At 42.4% G+C, this 17,864-nt stretch carries 9 protein-coding genes; all 9 read right to left on the bottom strand.

Going from position 1 to position 17,864, the window contains the following annotated elements; all coding sequences use genetic code 11:
- Positions 1 to 136 precede the first annotated feature (136 nt).
- On the bottom strand, positions 137 to 1,840 hold the full coding sequence (locus DDZ16_RS08935; protein ID WP_109264113.1) for an alkaline phosphatase D family protein: 1,704 nt from the start codon (positions 1,838 to 1,840) through the stop codon (positions 137 to 139).
- Between the two features lie 295 nt (positions 1,841 to 2,135).
- Complete coding sequence (locus tag DDZ16_RS08940; RefSeq protein WP_109264114.1) at positions 2,136 to 3,245, bottom strand: alpha/beta hydrolase family protein; 1,110 nt, start codon at positions 3,243 to 3,245, stop codon at positions 2,136 to 2,138.
- Positions 3,246 to 3,305: 60 nt separating this feature from the next.
- Positions 3,306 to 6,209: an outer membrane beta-barrel protein gene (locus DDZ16_RS08945; protein ID WP_158275636.1), complete on the bottom strand. Its 2,904-nt coding sequence runs from the start codon at positions 6,207 to 6,209 to the stop codon at positions 3,306 to 3,308.
- Positions 6,210 to 6,573: 364 nt separating this feature from the next.
- On the bottom strand, positions 6,574 to 6,966 hold the full coding sequence (locus tag DDZ16_RS08950) for a hypothetical protein (RefSeq protein WP_109264116.1): 393 nt from the start codon (positions 6,964 to 6,966) through the stop codon (positions 6,574 to 6,576).
- A gap of 48 nt (positions 6,967 to 7,014) precedes the next feature.
- Complete coding sequence (locus DDZ16_RS08955; RefSeq protein ID WP_146192220.1) at positions 7,015 to 7,401, bottom strand: hypothetical protein; 387 nt, start codon at positions 7,399 to 7,401, stop codon at positions 7,015 to 7,017.
- Between the two features lie 376 nt (positions 7,402 to 7,777).
- The gene (locus tag DDZ16_RS08960) at positions 7,778 to 8,830 is read right to left on the bottom strand and encodes a glycoside hydrolase family 16 protein (protein WP_198416692.1); all 1,053 of its coding nucleotides are present in this window, start codon (positions 8,828 to 8,830) and stop codon (positions 7,778 to 7,780) included.
- A gap of 180 nt (positions 8,831 to 9,010) precedes the next feature.
- Positions 9,011 to 10,648, bottom strand: a complete 1,638-nt coding sequence (locus DDZ16_RS08965; protein ID WP_198416693.1) for a RagB/SusD family nutrient uptake outer membrane protein — start codon at positions 10,646 to 10,648, stop codon at positions 9,011 to 9,013.
- Positions 10,649 to 10,705: 57 nt separating this feature from the next.
- Positions 10,706 to 13,798: a SusC/RagA family TonB-linked outer membrane protein gene (locus DDZ16_RS08970; RefSeq protein ID WP_109264118.1), complete on the bottom strand. Its 3,093-nt coding sequence runs from the start codon at positions 13,796 to 13,798 to the stop codon at positions 10,706 to 10,708.
- Positions 13,799 to 14,710: 912 nt separating this feature from the next.
- Positions 14,711 to 17,596, bottom strand: a complete 2,886-nt coding sequence (locus DDZ16_RS08975) for a triple tyrosine motif-containing protein (RefSeq protein ID WP_158275637.1) — start codon at positions 17,594 to 17,596, stop codon at positions 14,711 to 14,713.
- Positions 17,597 to 17,864 lie beyond the last annotated feature (268 nt).

Consider the following 17,864-nt stretch of genomic DNA (forward strand, 5'->3'; position numbering starts at 1 on the left):
AAACAACCATTTATGCTTTTTGTTTAATTTTTATCAAGGTTTTGTTAGACATTATTGAATGCAAAAAAATCCCCGGTCATATTGAAATAACCGGGGAAAAGACCAATCAATGGAGATCTTAAGCCTCAGGAACAAATTACGGTTTAAATTCTAAATCGCTTAAACGGATGGTAACTTTTCCCTTTTTTTCATTATTGATATTTATAATGGTATAAGACACCTCAGGATCATCTTTTTGCGTATCGAAATCCAACAACCCGAAATGTGGCAATTCATTGTAGCCAAAGAGATACCGACTTCCTTCGGCCTCCTCTACCAACATATAACCTTTTGAGTTGGTTAACCTGGAGTTAAGGAACTCAGGAATATCATATAATCCATCATTTTGAATCATTCTGGCATCAGCACGGTGGCGATCACCTGCAGCAAAAATAACCCCTTCAATCTGGTTAGATTTGATGAATGTGAATATCTCATCCCTTTCTCCGGGAAACCCATCCCATGAATCACACGAAAGTTCTTTCCCCGACACATCTGGTGCAACAGGTACAGAGGTGAAAACCACTTTAAATTTAGCTGTTGAATTTTTAAGCAGATCAAAAAACCATTGCTTCTGTTCCTGCCCAAGCATAGAGGGAGCCTCAGCCGTAAGCGGGTTGTCCCTAAAATACCGGCAGTCCAGGATAAAGAAATCAACCTCTCCTATGGAAAAATGTGTATAGGCACCTCCATTTTTTTTACCATTTCCGTAGTAGGGCGCCGGGAAATTCTCTTTGAAGATCTTAAGCACTTTCACCTTCCACTCCGGAAGATCGGGATCAGGACTGCTGACGCAATCATTCAGTGAAAAGTCGTGATCGTCGTAAATGGCATAGTTGGAAGTGGCACTCATGAGTTCGCGATAGTGCGGATTGGAGTGTCTGCGGTAAAAGCTTGACCTCTGATATTCATATCCTGTTGGGTCATCGATGTAGGTATTGTCTCCCAGCTGTACAAAAGCCAAAGGAGAAGTGTTTCTTATTACACTCCACATTCTTTCATTATCCGGGTTTTTGTTCAGATTGGAACACCCACCAAAAGCAATACGAAAAGCAGAGGCTTCTTTTTCCTCCGGATAGGTTTTAAAAGTATACACTTCCTCCCGGATTTCTCCATCCAAAACCAACTTATAATAATAGCGCGTATCAGGCTTCAACCCATTCACCCCGGATGTCCCGGTAAAATCAAAATCCGAATTGGTGCGACTTATCCGGGAATAAACCGGATTTGAGAATTCTTTGGAATCCGACAACATCACTTTAAAAGCAATTTCTCTCCAGGTTCGTGCCCAAAAGTTGGCTCCGGAAGAAGTTACCGCACCTACCATGGGACCATGAATCAACTGTCTGCCTCTGAGTGCATCGCGGAATCGCGGGTAATGATAAATATTTTGTAACATAGATCTGGGTCCGGCCATAAACGTTTCAAAAGGAATACCGTTCTCCATGGCTTTCTGCATGGTTTGCCACGCTTCATCCAAACGGTTATTGTAGATTAGAAAAACACTCTTATAGTAATCCTGATAAGCATTGGATCCGGAGCCACGCCGCCTTCGGCGCTTACCCTTACTTTCTCCATATTTTTCTATCCGGGCCCGGGCCTCTTCATTTTTTCCCTCCAAAATAAGTCTGAATATATTCTTTCGAATGTTTGAATGACCGTGGTATAACCCTTGAGCAATGGAGTCGTTTAACTCAGTGGTTTCGATATTAAAGGTTACCGGATCCAGCTTCTGGGCCGTAACATGGATGAATCCTGTAATCGACAAGACCACCAATAAAGCTGATAATAGTCTGTACATTTTGGAATAATTGGTCTCCGGGATAAGTTTTAAGATTCTTCGGAGAGTAGAAATCAAAAACAACTATTTATTTGATGTTGTCCTTTCAGTAATAAAAAACCTCGTCACAGACGAGAGAAGTTAACCTCCTCGTTACAAACGAGGGGGAGGGAGAAATACTATTCTCGCAGAAGACGCAGAAAACAATTCCTAGCGTCTTTGCGAGATTCTATTTTTCTTGATCTTTGGGGACAGTTATAGTAAATTAACCTGTCATCAGTTATTTCCTCTAATCACGGATGGCTATAACTGTTGACTATTTTTGTTGGTTTTCGATCCATTGCATGATCATACCAGCAATTTCAGCATTATTGGTATCCTGCATCATAAGGTGGGTATTACCGTAGATACTCATGGCAGGCAAATCAATCATTTCTGCTGATCCTCCGTTTTCTTTTATCAAACGGATGGTTTCTTCAACAGCTTGTTTACGACGACCCTGTCTCCTGTTATCAATATTGTCGCCATAAACACCCAGAAAAGGAATATCAGCAAAATGTTTTTTCACATCTCCCTCTTTAACAGGAGAACCAACTGGTTCCAATACTATCAGGGCTTCTGCGTTATCTCCATTCTGACGAATGGCTTCAAATCCGGTTGATCCTGAGGCCGAATGAACCATAAGGATACAATCCCCAACCTGGTCCATTAATGTCAACAAGTTTTCGACCTGTATCTGAGCGCCGAAGCCACCGCCACCGCCGCCTCTTCGACGACCACCGCGGGCTTCAGCCTGTTGGTTATCTGTATGCCCTTCAGATTGTTTAGCATTTTTGGCCAGTTTTGAAGCTCCGGAGGTAGCCATAGAGTCTTTCTTTACTTCAATAAACCCAAAATTTCCATAGTCAGGGAAAGAAGCCACCAGACTGTCAAATTGTTGGACCGGGTATTTTACCTCTTCGTAGGGTTTAGGGTATTCAGGTCCCATTCCCCAGGTACTCCAGGTTCTTGTGGTATTCCATTTACGTCCTTTCATTCCGGTTTTCTCATAATCAACCCCTTCATGCACCATAATGGACGGATCTTCATAAACATAAACCGGATGTCCGTTTTCGGAGAAGATATCTGCCCAGGCTTTTCTTTCGTCGGGTGTATCCGTGAAGATATAAGCACTCAGGCCCATCCCCGGCACCATGATAATCGGCGTTTTTTCAGTTTTTCGGGCAGGCTCGTAAAAATAAGCCGTACCACTTTTTGCTGCCAAAGGAAGCTCTATTATTCCATTGGGCACTTTCAAACTGTCCTTTGGAGTGATTACACTTATTTTTGTAACCTTACTCTCGTTATTATTGCTACTGCATCCCGATTGTGCTAACCCAAGGCCAAGCAAAACGGCAGCAGAAAATAAAGCAACTGTTTTCTTCATGTTTTTAGAATTAATTTGTGGTTTGTTTTTACTCAAAAAATTTAACAGTGACGCAACCCGCTATCTGGCTCTTCCTCTGCCTCTTCCTGATGATGGTGGCTCCATGGAGGTTTTGAGGCGATAAATAAAGGACACCATAAAAAAGCGTGGTATAACCTGGGTTCTGCTGGTTTGTATAAAGGACTCAGTAACCCTGCGCGAAAAACTCTTGTTTTGGTCGAGAATATCAAATACGCTTAACTTCAGTTCTCCTTGTCCGCTTTTGAAAAACTTCTTCGAAATGGAAGCATTCCAATAAAACGAATCATCATTTACCAGGTCTTCATCTCCATTGTACATTTTCCCCGAAAAGGTAGTGCTCAAAAGAACACGTTTCAGTGGTTCAAATGTTGCTTTTACATCAATGTCGTGATCATAATACTTTCCGCTTATTTCGGGTTGCAACTCGTTAGAGACCCAGTGGTGTGTTGACCGGGCAGAGACTAGGAAGTCAACCCGTTCACTGATATTGCTGCTCAGCTTTAGTTCCTGTCCCGCGCTGTTATCGTAAGTTACACTCTTAACATTATTGGTCAATCCAGTGTTTCTCACCACTTTTCCTCTTGTATTGAGGGTAATATTGGTCGCAATAGCATCCCAGGGAAAAGAATAAACAAAGTTAAAATTGGCCGACCGGTAACCATCTATGTTAATCGGAGATCTGTAACGTGCCCCACTTCTGAGATTTATTCCATCAATAACGGTGTCCCGGGGAACAACGAGCGTATGGTTGCTTATTTTATTGTTGGTCATATCAGCCGACAGGCTTACGAAAAACGTATGCTGTGTTTCATAGTTAAAAGAGCGATAATTCAGTTTTATGGCATGCTCCTTCTCCGGTTCAAGATATGGGTTACCTGTAGAAACATTCATCGGGTCACTGTTGTCAACCACAGATTGAAGTTTATCAACCGATGGATTTTTGAGTTTCTTCTGGTAAGAAAAACGGAGCCGCTTGCTTCTTTCAAAGCTATAGCTGAAGTTAACCTCCGGCAACCAATCATCAAAGTCATATCTGATTTCATCGCTATAGGGATAAGTCGATTCGTTTTGAATGTCGGTTAACTGGTAACTCACGCCTCCAAACAGGTTATATTTTTCCTTATTCAGGAGCAGACCGGCAGAAGTACGATAGTCCTGCTTGGTAGTAACAAAAGAGTTGGACAGATCTTCCTGCAAAAGCTGATTGTCCATACCGGTACTTACATCGTAAACTCTTTTATCGGCATCTTCTTGCTCCCATCCCTGATAGTACCCCAGCTTTATTTGAAGTTCTGGTAGCAGGCTCTCAGTAAAGACAAGGTTCCCCGAAGTTCGGTATCTGTAGGTTTTGGCATCATTAAACTGCGCTGTGGAATCAACCTCATCCACCTCCTCATCGGTATATTCAATTACCGACTCGGTGGTATTGGTTTTATCGGTTTCGTAATACCCTACTTTCCAGTCTAATGACAGAGTTCGTCCGGGTTTATTGAACCGGCGACGATAAAGCAGGCTGTTTGAGAAATCCAAACCACTCCCGGAGCCATCTTCCAAAACTTTTGAGTTACTCAGTGGAGTATTGTCAAGTAAATAACTTTCTGAAGTAGATTCCGAATAGCTATCCGAATTTTCGATGCTCAAACCGGGCCGAATGAGGAACGAGTTCATAGAATCCAAAGTATAATCCATCTTCATATCGAAGGCATGGTTGAATTTTTGGGATTCTCCGAAAGCCTCTTCATCGATAAACTGGTTATTGCCGTCTTCCATGAAATACTCGGTAAGAGATGTTTCCTCGGTGTCATTATCGCGGACATTGTAGCCGTAGCTACCTGTAACGTCCCATTTATCGGTCCATTCGTCAATATAGTTGAGGGCAAGGGAGTGAACAGTGTTGATGCCGGAGGATTTTCCTCCGCCGCCTCCACCACCGGAGCCGCCGCCCGAGGAGCTACCACCGCCGCCGGAGCCGCCGGAACCGCCTTTTCCTCCGCGGCCACCGCCGCCTCCACCACCACCGCGGCGTCCTCCCCCTCCACGGGAAACCGAACCGCTGGTGCCGGTAAGATCTTCTGTACTGAAGTTCTGGGCATTGATATTATTACTTAGTCCGACCAACGAAAATCGCTGGTCTTTCTTAAATAAGTTAAAATTTCCGGATACCCCGTACAGGTCATCCGTTCCTACGCCACCATCTACTTTTCCAAAGTAGGAATATTTACTGCTGTTTTTGGTGACAATATTAATGGCTTTTGACCGCTCACCACTGTCAAACCCGGTAAATTCGGCCTGATCGCTTTTTTTGTCAATCACTTCAATGGATTCTACAATATCAACCGGCAGATTATTCAGGGCCGTTTGCGGGTCTCTGCCAAAAAACTCTTTGCCATCAACATAAATCCGCTTTACGGTTTCCCCCTCAGCGGTAACAGTCCCATCGGCATCAAGCGTTACACCGGGCAGTTTTGATATCAAATCTCTCACCTCGGCATCGTTACGGGTTTTAAATGAGTTGACTGAGTATTGCAGCGTATCTTCTTTTACTGTTACCGGTATACTACTGACGATCTGCACCTCATCAAGTTCAAAAGCCGATGCCTCCAAATTCACTACCGGTAACTCCCGCGCTTCATAAGAGTCAATTTTAATCTCTTCTTGAGTTGTTTCATAACCAACATACTGCACATAAAGATTAAAATCTCCCAGGTTATTGACGTATAAAACAAAATCCCCCTGATCATCGGTAATTGTCTGGTAAGTAAGTTGATCTTCATCTTGCAAGGTAACATGGGCAGAAAACAACCCCTCCCGGGTTTCGGCATCAACAACCCTTCCACTTATTCTGGCCTCCTGTGCTGTGGTATTGGCCACCAGCAAAAAGAAAAAACCAAGAAACAGTAACCCTCTCAGCAGATTCTTTGATGACTTATGTTTTTTTAACATGTTTGTATTTTTATTCATTTCTTTGAAAATTAAGGCGTAAGTATCCTGAATGCCCCTCACAAGCAAGGACACAAAACCCTCATCAATTGACTTTTATAACCGGGTGGGAAATCCGTAATAACACTCCCCTTTTGGGGGTTATCTGAAGAAGACAAGTCTGAAAAAACAGACTCAAAACTGATTAAAGAATGAAAAGAAAGCCAGGCAAAAAACACCAACACATCGATTAGATCACAGAACACATTAATACTTTTAAACGGCTAATGTCTCCTGCCTGGCGATATCAAGAACACTTAAAATAGAAAGAACCTTTCCTACTCTCAAAAAAGGCAGCAATCAGTTCTTTCGGGCTCAGAAGATAAGATTACTGGTTCCCTCCACGTCGGCCACTTCCACGACTACGACGCTTTTGAGAAGCCTCTTTAAACAGTTTGTACTGCTCATCATCCAACACTTCTTTCACTTTTTCATTCATGTTGTTTCTTACTTCTTCCATTTTTTCCATCATATTGTCAGAATCATCCTTATAATCCTGACGTACCTTTTTCTGAGCATTCAGAAATTCAACATAGATGGCCTTAACTTTCTCTTCCTGATCGGGCGTCATACCCACCACTTTATCCAGATTTTTGGTTCTGTTAGCGGCTACTTCTTCAACAGGTAAATCACTTGATGCACGATTTCCGCGTCCACCCTCCTGTGCCTGAAGAGATCCTGCAACCAGCAGGAAAAGGACTAATACAAAACTTAATTTCATAATTTAATTTTTTTATGGTTTTTAATAATCAGGGAATAACCACATTCCCTATTCGTCGTCAAATCTTTGGCGCCCACGCTCCTGGCGCTTATCAGAATATTCTTTAAACTCTTTGTACTGTTCATCGGTCAGTATCTCCTCCATTTTCTCGTCCATTTTTTCACGTGCCTTTTCCAGTTTCCGGTTGGCTCTTTCGATAAGCTTTTTATGCCGAACGTGAACCCTTCTCTGTGTGGTCAGAAACTGTTCATACACATCCTTAACCTCTTCTTTTTGTTCCAGGGTTATGTCAATTACTTTTTCGACATTATTGGCTCTGTTAGAGGCGACCGAATCAACGGGTAAACTGTGCACTTTCTTTGGGGTCCTGCTTTCTTCCTGGGCGCTCACTCCCATTGAAAGAAACAATAACCCAAGCATTACAAATAGCTTCATAACTGTTGTTTTATTGACAGATCCTGGTTTCAAATTATGCATCTGCCGGTTATTTAATCGGTTTTTCGCACTTAAAGGCGAAAGGCTCATTTAAAGTGATCCCGGAGTATTGAAGACCGCAATCACCTCAAACAGATCACTATGGGAGATTGAATCCGGGATGTAAATCATCATCCGGGCATCAATCTGAGGGCACTACTTACAGTACCATAGGCTTTATTAGTGTTGAAGGTTTGAATTCCCCTGCAAAGACATCCGGTCTTATTTGATGTGTGCTTGTATGTTTTACTAAAAAATCAGTTTTGCCATTTGCAAAAAAATCCTAAACCCTTCAGCCACTAATCGTATCTTTACTCTTCTGCTGTTCAGCTCCCTTTTAAAAATCAGGATGCTGATAAACTCTTACATAGTCAATCACATATTCCTGGGGGAAGCTACGGTCATCAACCCCTTCTTTGCCACCCCACGTGCCTCCAATGGCCAGGTTTAACAACAAGAAGGCTGGTTGATCATAAGGCCAGGTTTCATTGTTTTTTACCTCAGGCTGGTAAGTGTAATGGATATTCTCGGGATCATCCACATAAAATTTCATGGAATGTTTATCCCAAATAACCCCATAGGTATGATATTCATTTTCCACATCGTCCAGTGTAACAGATCCTTTGTTCCGGGTATTTCCAAAGCTTGAAGGGGTGTGCATGGCTGAGTGTACAACTCCGGTCTCGTAACCTACATGTTCCATGATATCGATTTCACCACAATGTGGCCACATCACTTCAGGGAAGTTGGCACCAAGCATCCAGAAAGCAGCCCAGGTTCCACGACCTGTAGGGAGTTTGGCCCTCATTTCGAAGCGCCCGTACATAAACTCCTTTTTATCCTTAGTAATCATTCGGGTCGAAGTGTACTCACCCCTGATTCCACGTTCACCAATTTTTTTAGCTACGATGGTCAATGTTCCATCTTCAACTTCAGCATTTTCGCCATCGGTATAATCCTGTAACTCCTGGTTACCCCAACCTGTAGCTCCGGTTTCAAAAGTCCAGAATTCCCGGTTCACCTCATCTCCGTTAAATTCATCACTCCAGACAAGCTCCTGTTTGGTAGCGTAATACTCATCATCTTCCTTTACAGAAACATCATGGTGTACGCGACATTCTTCATTGTCCTTTTTGGAAATCAGCGTAACGGTATAATCCCCCTTAAAAGGGTAATAAACAACCATCTCATCCCCATCAAAGGATTTTACTCTTCCGTCGCCCAGATCCAATTGATAAGATGAATAACCTAAATCATCTGTCATTTCGATCTGAAAATAATTGTCTTTCTCATTGGTGATCTTAAACTCGGCACATTCATCTTGTGCAACGGCCGTAAAAGAAGCCGTTAAGGCGAGTCCCACCAATAAACTAAATCCTCGTTTCAACATTTAATTCTGCTTTTAAAAATCTAAAGAATGGTCATTTTTGGGTAGAATAAGGCACAGTTATAGCAGGATCAGCCAGAAATCCCGGGGAACTCCCGGCTGATCACCTGTATTTGAAAACAATCCTTTAAGAATTGAAATCCCAATAAATCAGGACAAACAATAAAGTAAACCAGCTTTCTCTTAATTGCTCCAATTAGGATTGTCTTCCAAATTTGGATTCAAGGTCAACTGTTGAGAAGGTAATGGTAACAGATAGTTTTTGTCCGGATCGAAGAAGCGAACATCAGCGCTCTGAGCAATTACAAATCCATCTCCATCCAATTGAACATCAGTTCCAACTACCAATTCGGGATAAACATCCTGATGGAATAAAAATCCTTTAATGGCTTGTGGTAATTGATCCTCAGCTGTTTTTCTGCGAATGATGTCGTCGTATCGCAGACCTTCAGCTGCCAGTTCTACCCGGCGTTCGCGGCGAATCTCGTTCAACATTGATAAGCCATTGGCTGACACAAAGCTGTTGGTGAGTTCAACCGACATGCCAACACGGGCCCGTAAAGCATTCACAGTCTTATCAAGATCGGCATCAGAAATAGAACCGTTCAGCTCGTAAGTCGCTTCTGCATAATTGAGCAACACTTCTGCGTAACGCATTTTTATCTCATCGGTAAATACTTCATTTTGGTAAGCATTGTAGTCTGCTGCTTTTTTAAAGTAATATCCGGTTGGAGATACAGACAAAACAGGCTCACCCTGGCTTTCGCCTTCTTGGGGGTGGTTGTCAGACGCTGGTTCCCAAATGGTCATTTTCATCCGGGGGTCACGATTTTCAAATTCACTGGTAAGTGATCCGTAACCCTGGAAGAGAGGCGACTGATCGATGGGAAGACCATCGGAACAAAGAAATGCATCAGCCAAATATTTGGTGGGCATAAAACGGTTTACCTCCACAGTCTGAGTTGGTCTTCTGCTGGGTTCATCAATCTCTTTGGAATAGCGATAGGAAAAAATCACCTCTTCATTATCCTCACCCTGGGGCAGGAACAAATTCTCAAAGTTGGATGCCAATTGATATTCACCACTGTTGATGACCTCGTTGGAAGCATCAATGGCTGTTTGCAGATACTTATCGTATCCCGACATGCCATGGTATTTTTCAAAAGTACCTTCGTAAAGAGCCACCCGTGACAGAAATGTCAATGCAGCACCTTTGGTAATGCGTCCAACCTCGTTCGGACGGTTGGTCTCAATCCATGACCGGGCAGGCAGATTATCAGCAGCCCACTGAAGATCTTCGATGATCTGATCCATTACTTCTGACCTTGGATCACGTGTCCCGAAAACTTCCTCATCTCCCGCATTCAACAGGCGCGTAACAATGGGCACATCCCCAAAATGTCTCAACAATTGATAATGGAAATAAGCTCTGAAGAAAAGTGCTTCGCCCCGGTACCGGTTTTTTACTTCCTCTGTTTCATTCGCCCGGTTGTAATAATCCAGAAATTCATGAACAGCTCTGATTTGCTGATAGCTTAAATTCCAGATATTTTCGGATTCATTATCATTGGGGGTCAGACTCCCTGAAGAAATTATATTTCCTCCACTGGGGAAACAATCTGCTGTTCGAACATCTTCATCCCAGGCCCTCATGTTCAGATACTGGTACATGTTATTCAGTCCGCTCTGAAGGTCCTGCTCAGTTTTCCAGAATGAATCAGGACTGATTTCATCCAAGGGGTAGCGATCCAGATAGTCTTCGCAGGAAAAATGCGAAACTGCCATCACTACCAGAAATGCTATTATTGATATCTTTCTCATTACTTTAACTTTTAATTCTCTTAACTTCTAAAAAATAACGCTTTGTTGATATGTCCCTTAGAAAGTTACATTCAATCCAAGTGAGTACCCTCTCAAAGCCGGGTACCGATCATATCTTCCGGTAGAAGGATCGAGAAAATCGGGTACATCCGATATGGTAAACAAGTTCTGACCACTCACTGTTAATCTGGCATCCTGAATGTTTATTCTTTCCAGCACCGACTGCGGAATGTTATACCCAAGAGTCAGGTCGGTCATTTTAAGATAAGCGCCATCAATCATCCAGTAATCAGTGTACACATAGTTGTGTCTTGCACCACGATAAGGACGGGGGTACCGTGCATCCGGGTTATCGGGGGTCCAGAAATCCATCTGAGTTTCAAACGCTGAGTTAGCATCGCCATAAAAGGGTGCAACAGCATTTCGATCCATGTAATAGTTCTGTTTACCTACTCCGCTGAAGATGGCTTTTACATCAAAGTTTTTGTATCCCAAACGAATGGTGGCACCATAAGTGTAATGTGGTTCAAAATCTCCAAGGTAAACGGCATCCTCATCATTAATCTCTCCGTCGTCATTGCGATCTACATACTTAATGTCACCAGGGCCGGTGGCATTATCCTGAGTAGCCCAGGCATCCACTTCTTCCTGTGTTTGAAACAACCCGGCTGATTCGAACCCAAAGTAATTCCATCCTGCAGGATAACCAACGATGTTGTCGAACCGCTCATGGTATCTGCCTTCTCCTATTTCAAACTCTGCATCGGAGTCCAAACTGGTGATTTCGCTGTTTCTGTCGGCAATATTGAAACTAAATTCATAATTGAAACCTGACTCAAATCTGTCTCTCCATCCAAGTGTCAGTTCCCATCCTTCAACCTCATAGGCTCCGTAGTTTCCAACCGGATTATTTCTGGAATCCCCAAGGTTTCCGATTACAGAAGGAAGAACTTTAGGAATCAACATATTCTCGGTATCATTTTTATAGGTTTCTGCAGTCATGTAGAACCTGTTGTTAAAAAGAGAAACATCCAGTCCATAGTTGATCATGGTAATGCGCTCCCACTCCTTATCCCTGGTTGTAATACCCTGTGTGGTAATACCCTGAACAGGACCTCCTGCAAAAGCATAAGGAGTGCTGATGGCATAGGTAGGAAGGTAATCAAAACGGCCAATACCACTGCTGTTTCCGGTTTGCCCCCAGGAAACTCTCAATTTCAATTGGTTCACAAAATCAAAATCGTCCATAAAATCTTCCTGAGCAATACGCCAACCTCCTGACAATGCAGGGAAGGTACCCCATCGGTTCTCGGAGGGGAAGCGGTAGTTGGCTTCAGCCCCAACTGATGCTTCAAGAAGATAGCGACTGTCATAGTTATAGCTAAGGCGGCCAATGGCAGAAAGACTGGCACCTTCCTGCATAGCTCCCCGGATGCGGTCAGTACTTTGATCCCCAAGAAGAAACGAAGGCACCTCGTTACCGGCAATGTCCTCTACATTGACACGAACCTGGCGACGGCCATCGTCTTCGGCCACCCAAACTCCGGTAAGGTTGAAGTCGTGCTTAGCACCCACAGTGAAATCATAGTTGGCCATGAATTGCCCTTTGTTACTGTATTGATATTGCATATACTCATCAATAGAGTTCGCACGCCTGCGGTGAGAGAAACTAATTAGTCCCTCAGGGCCATAATATCCATAGGCTTTATTAAACCCGGTATAACGACCAGTTGTGTAGCCAAAACTTCCAATTGCCTTTAGCGTCAAATTAGGAATGGGAGTCCAGGATATGGTTCCGTCCATCTGCAACTTATCGTCTTTGTTTTCACGAAAACCTCCTTCTGCCATTGCCTGAATGGGATTTGGAGATCTTTCATCATAAGCTGCGTAGTTGCCATTGGGGTCTCTTACAGGCAGGAATCCACCAACACCATACACGTCGCGATCGGGAAAAAGACTGGCTCTGTTTAGGTGACTTTTGGTATAATTCAACCGGATGTCAACATTAATTTTGTCAGTGATTTCCGAGTTCAGATTCAAGGTACCATTCAATCGCTCATAATTGTCGGGGCCATACTCCGAGAAAAATCCATCCTGATCCAAATATCCTACAGACAGGCGGTATTTGGTTTTTTGGCCCCCACCCGAAATAGCAATGTTATGTGTTTGTTGCATAGCCTGATCAAACATCAGATCGAACCAATCGGTATTGGCTGCAAAGAGCCACTCCTCACCGGTTTCATTTACAATGGCATCAATCGCCGGATCCTGAATGGCGTTGAGGTGTTCGGTAGTAAACCTGGGATTACGCCCGGAGTTCTCATAAGCCAGGTTGCCGGCGACAGCTACGTCATAGGGACTGGCAAATTCTGGATGTGTGGCTGGTTTTTGCAAGCTCACATTACCCGTGTAGTTTACTGATATACCAGCTTTATTGGCTTTCTTGGTAGTCACCAAAATAACACCTCCGGCACCACGCGAACCATAAATGGCGGTCGAAGCCGCATCTTTCAATACCGACATTGATTCAATATCTGAAGGGTTCAGATCATAAATAGCGGACATATCACTAGGTACACCGTCTAACACCACATGCACACCGGCATAATTAACAGAAGACTGCCCCCGGATACTAATCTCAAATCCTTCACCGGGAATACCACGATCGGTAGTAACATTTACACCGGCAACAGTTCCCTGCAAAGCATTGGTTGCCGACGGAATGGGACGATCTTTGATAACTTCATCGGCTTTTACCTGAGCAACTGAAGTTACCAGGTCGGCTTTGGTTTTAGTTCCGTAACCAATCACCACAACTTCATCCATGGCAAATTCTTCCGACTCCATTACTACATCGATAGTGCTTCGTCTTCCGATATTTACTCGTTTGTTTTTCATTCCTATAAAAGAAAACTCAAGGAATTGAACTTCATCAGAGACGGATAAAGAATAATGCCCGTTGGTATCACTAATGGTACCATTTTGAGTCCCCGAGGCCACTATGGTTACACCAACCAGAGGCTCTCCCTGCGTGTCAGTTACTGTTCCGCTTATAGTTTTCTCCTGTGCGCTGGCAAATGCTGATATGGCCAGAAACCATAAGCACAGAAGGCTATAATGGAATGTTTTTTTGAAATGAATCTTTTTCATAGATTAAAAATTTTACTTCAAGGCTTCTTTCAATCGTTTCTTTTAGAGATCTCTTTGTAAACAATCATTGACCGCCTTAACGATTAACAATTAGTGTCAACAAATGTATATCCCATCCAAGGTTTTAGGAAATTTTCTCTACCTACAAAAGCCCGACAGAGCATAATACCACCTCTACAAAACCACAACAAACAACAAATTTAAAACCCCTTTTACCCTGATTCCCTGATTCTTGAAAACAATTCATCTTTATTTTTCAATCTCAACAATGGCGCTCTCAATGTCAGTAATAAAAGCCCTTTTACTTTTTAACTTTTATTGACACAATGTTCAAAAATGAGAAACCAAAATTGTTTTGAACAACAAAACCCCACCAAAAATTAAACAAAACTTAATAAAAAAAAGAGCAACCTTTGAAAATAGGGCTGCTCCTGAAAAATTATTATGGAATAATGGAAATAATTTTATCATTTTCTCCATTTTTTTGAGTTCACTCAAACCTTAAACCCAGTTTGACACTCAATAACAGTTATCAAATCTTTTTTTTTTAAGTAAAAACCAACTCTGACCTTAAGAGAAGAGGTTGTCATAAAAGTATAATACGCCAAAGGCGTGTCATGTTGAAAGTCGTCGAAACATCTGTTTATCCAGGGAAAAGATTCTTCGACAAGCTCAGAATGACACTAAATTTGGACTTTTGAGGCAGCCTCAGCCAACGAAAGCCTGAAGGTTTTCTAAACTATTGTCAAGTCAAGTGTAGAATGTCAGGTAAGCCGCCGATATTTTTCACCTTGGGCAAATCAACAAAAAAGATAAGCATAGCAGTAGCTACGTGAGTCTATTTTTTGAGAAGCACAAGGTCGAAAGAGCAAGGCTTGGGCCGTCAGACTGTGCTTGACTTGACACTAGCATTTAAAAAGAACTTATATATTCAGACAAACTCTCTTCGGGTGATAAATCCAGTTTTTTGCGAAGCCTGTATCTGCTCATCTCCACGCTTCGAACAGAAATATTCATCAACGAAGCAATTTCTTTGGAAGAAAGATTCAATTTCAAATAAGCACACAACTTAAAGTCATTGGCAGTCAGACCCGAATGTTTTTCACGAATCTTATCAAAGAAATGGGCATGTGCATTGTTAAAATGCAGCTCGAAGGAGAGCCAGTCCTCCTGACTGTTGATTTGCCTGTTAATTTTCTTAATTAGTTTCTTGACTGAGGACAACGCCTGATCTCCTGAATTTTTCTCCAATTGCTTAATATCGTTCTTTATTTCGGAGAGCAACTCGTTTTTTCGAATGTTGATCATAGCTGCAGATGACAGTTCGTTGTTCTTCTGCTCAAGTTCCAGGCGGTATTTTTCCTCTTTCAACACCAGCAGTCGCTTTTCCGATTCAAGCTTTTCCCGCTCATATTTTTCTTTTTGGCGCTGCATTTTCTCCTCATCCTTTTTTTGGAGCCTTTCCTTTTCTTTCAGCGCTTTACGCCTGAAATATTCACGAATCATAAAGAAAACAGCCACCACCAACAGGGCATATAACACAATAAAGAAAGTTCCCAGATACCAGGGATGCTCGACTTCGAATGAATAGGTAACAATAGGCGACATATTACCATTCCCATCCATAACCCGGAGGTTGAGTTCATAATCTCCGGGAGAAAGATTAGGAAAATTGAGTTGTTTGCGGTTGATCCAGTCAGACCAATCGTCCGTTAACCCTTTAAGTTGATACTGTACTTTCCAAAAATCACCTTCCGGAGCATTGGGAGTGGCAATCTTAAACTCGATAAAATTGTTTCGGTAAGGCACACTCACCGGGTCTGATGGGGCTATTGATGCGGCGATGGTGTCTTTTGAACTAATCAGATTTACACCCCGGATAATCGGTGCTGCCGGAGAGCCTGCCACCAATGAATCCGGCACCGGGGCACGGCAAAATACCAGGCCGTCATAAATGCCTATAGAAAAAATGTTTTTCCTGAGTTTGGAAATACTGGTAAAATCACCCAGATGCTTATTCCTGAAGTGGGCAAAAGGTTCCTGGATATTTTTAAACTCATTGCCTTCTCTTTGAATGAAACCTAATGAGTTTTTGGAAATATACCAGAAAATATCCCCGAATTGTTCAATCCGCGAAAGGTTTTCAACGCCTTCAAACAACTCTGTGGCATACCTTGATTGGTAAAAATCATTATCCACCTCATCAAACTGAAAAAATCCCTGGGGATTGAAAAAAATCAAATTCCCATCGATGCGGGTCATGTAGGCATATCTTTCTATATTTTGGTTATCCATCCCAAAGAAATCCATTTTTTCAATGGCAAGCCCATCGTTTGATAACAACAATCGATAATACCCTTTTGAGGGATGTGCAACCCACAAGCGACCGATATTGTCAAACTCCATAAAGCGGGCAGATTCGTTAAAAGTGTTCAGTTTTGTGATAAACTTCCACTCCCCCTGTATTTTCTTATAAACGCAGATCCCGAAATAATTACCACTGTATACAATATCATCCCTTTTAGGATGCTTTTGAAAGATCCACGCACCCGGTTCATTCGAAATTTGGGTAAAGGCACCCTCTTTCAAAAGAAATGCTCCCTTATGATGACCAATCCATATCTGCTGATCAATGTTTTCAACACTCCAAACCTGCCCCTGTGAACCTTTCACCAATCTTGGACGGCTGCTCTCTTTTCTCAAATCCAGAGTATAAAGGCCCTGGTTACTGCCAATGTAATGCATTTTAAGCATTCTTTGACTGGCATATACTGTCCCAATTTTGGCTATTTCATCCAGCAAATAACTTATTCCACTATTGATTTTCAAATAATTAACACCCCCATCAAGTCCCAGCCACAAGTTGGTTTGATGATCCAGGAACAGACTTAAGATGGTATTTTTCTCTAATCCTTTACGTGTATCAAAATGGAGCAGGCGCACTCCTCTTTTGTTACTAACATAGATGCCATTCATAATGGTGCCGAAAACCAGGTTACCATTATCCAACTCCTGAAAGGAATAAATACGATCCCGCTTTAGTCCCACATTTAAACGCCATCGTTTAGAGCGAAGCACCCCATCCTTCCATTCGAACACGCCATCATCGTCAGAAACAATTAACAGCTCATTGTCCTCAACTACGGATATACCAACGATTCCCCCTCCAAAAACACCGGTGTTGGGAATTTTGACAAGTTCATCACCGACCACTTCAAAAAGCCCCTCTACATAATCTTCTACAAAAACACGTCCTTTACTTTTATGCAAAAAAGAAAATACGGATGGTGCATCTATCGAATCCATTGTTTGGGTCCCGGGAGTATAGAAAAACAATTTTTCAAATGACTGGAACAGAATGTGCCCTTCCAATTCGCCAACACTCCAGAATTCTGCAGCATGATTGCTCTCTTCCAGGCCTGCTGAGTATATTTCATAATAGTTTAGTTCTCCTTTTTCATCCTTTTTCCAAAACCCAAAACCACCATATCCTGCAGAGTAAAGAATCTGATCTTCTTTATTATAATGAACTGCCCTAAGGTTGTTGTGAAGAGGATTGGTATAATTGGTCCAACGAGTTCCGTCATACTCCCACAATCCGTTGTTGGCTGCAAAGTACATTATGCCGTCCCCGTCCTGCGTGATATCCCATATTTTTCCATCTCCCCTGAATTGCTCCCGCGCAAAACTTTTAATCAAAGATACACCTTGCTCAACCGGTCCCTGCCCCCAAACGGTGTATGAAGAAAAAAAACCAAAACCCAATAATATCAGTCGACTGAAAAGACTTATCCGCATATTCATTTGTTTATTCTCTATTCGTAAATTTAAAATAAAATAATCCTAAACAGTGTCTGTTCATAAAGTCCCATTTGGTGCGTTACGCTTGCCCGAAAATTACTCATCCCGAAGGGTAGGGACTGCGTATTTTTTGGCTTCACAAACCCCCGAAGAAAAATCGGGGCAGGCTTTGTAAATAAAACTTTCTGAACAGACACATATATTTTGACACTATTTGCTTAATTTATAGACGGGCTAAATAGTTAAAATCCGCTCCTGGATCAGG

Source organism: Marinilabilia rubra, from assembly GCF_003121985.1.
GTDB classification, from domain to species: domain Bacteria; phylum Bacteroidota; class Bacteroidia; order Bacteroidales; family Marinilabiliaceae; genus Marinilabilia; species Marinilabilia rubra.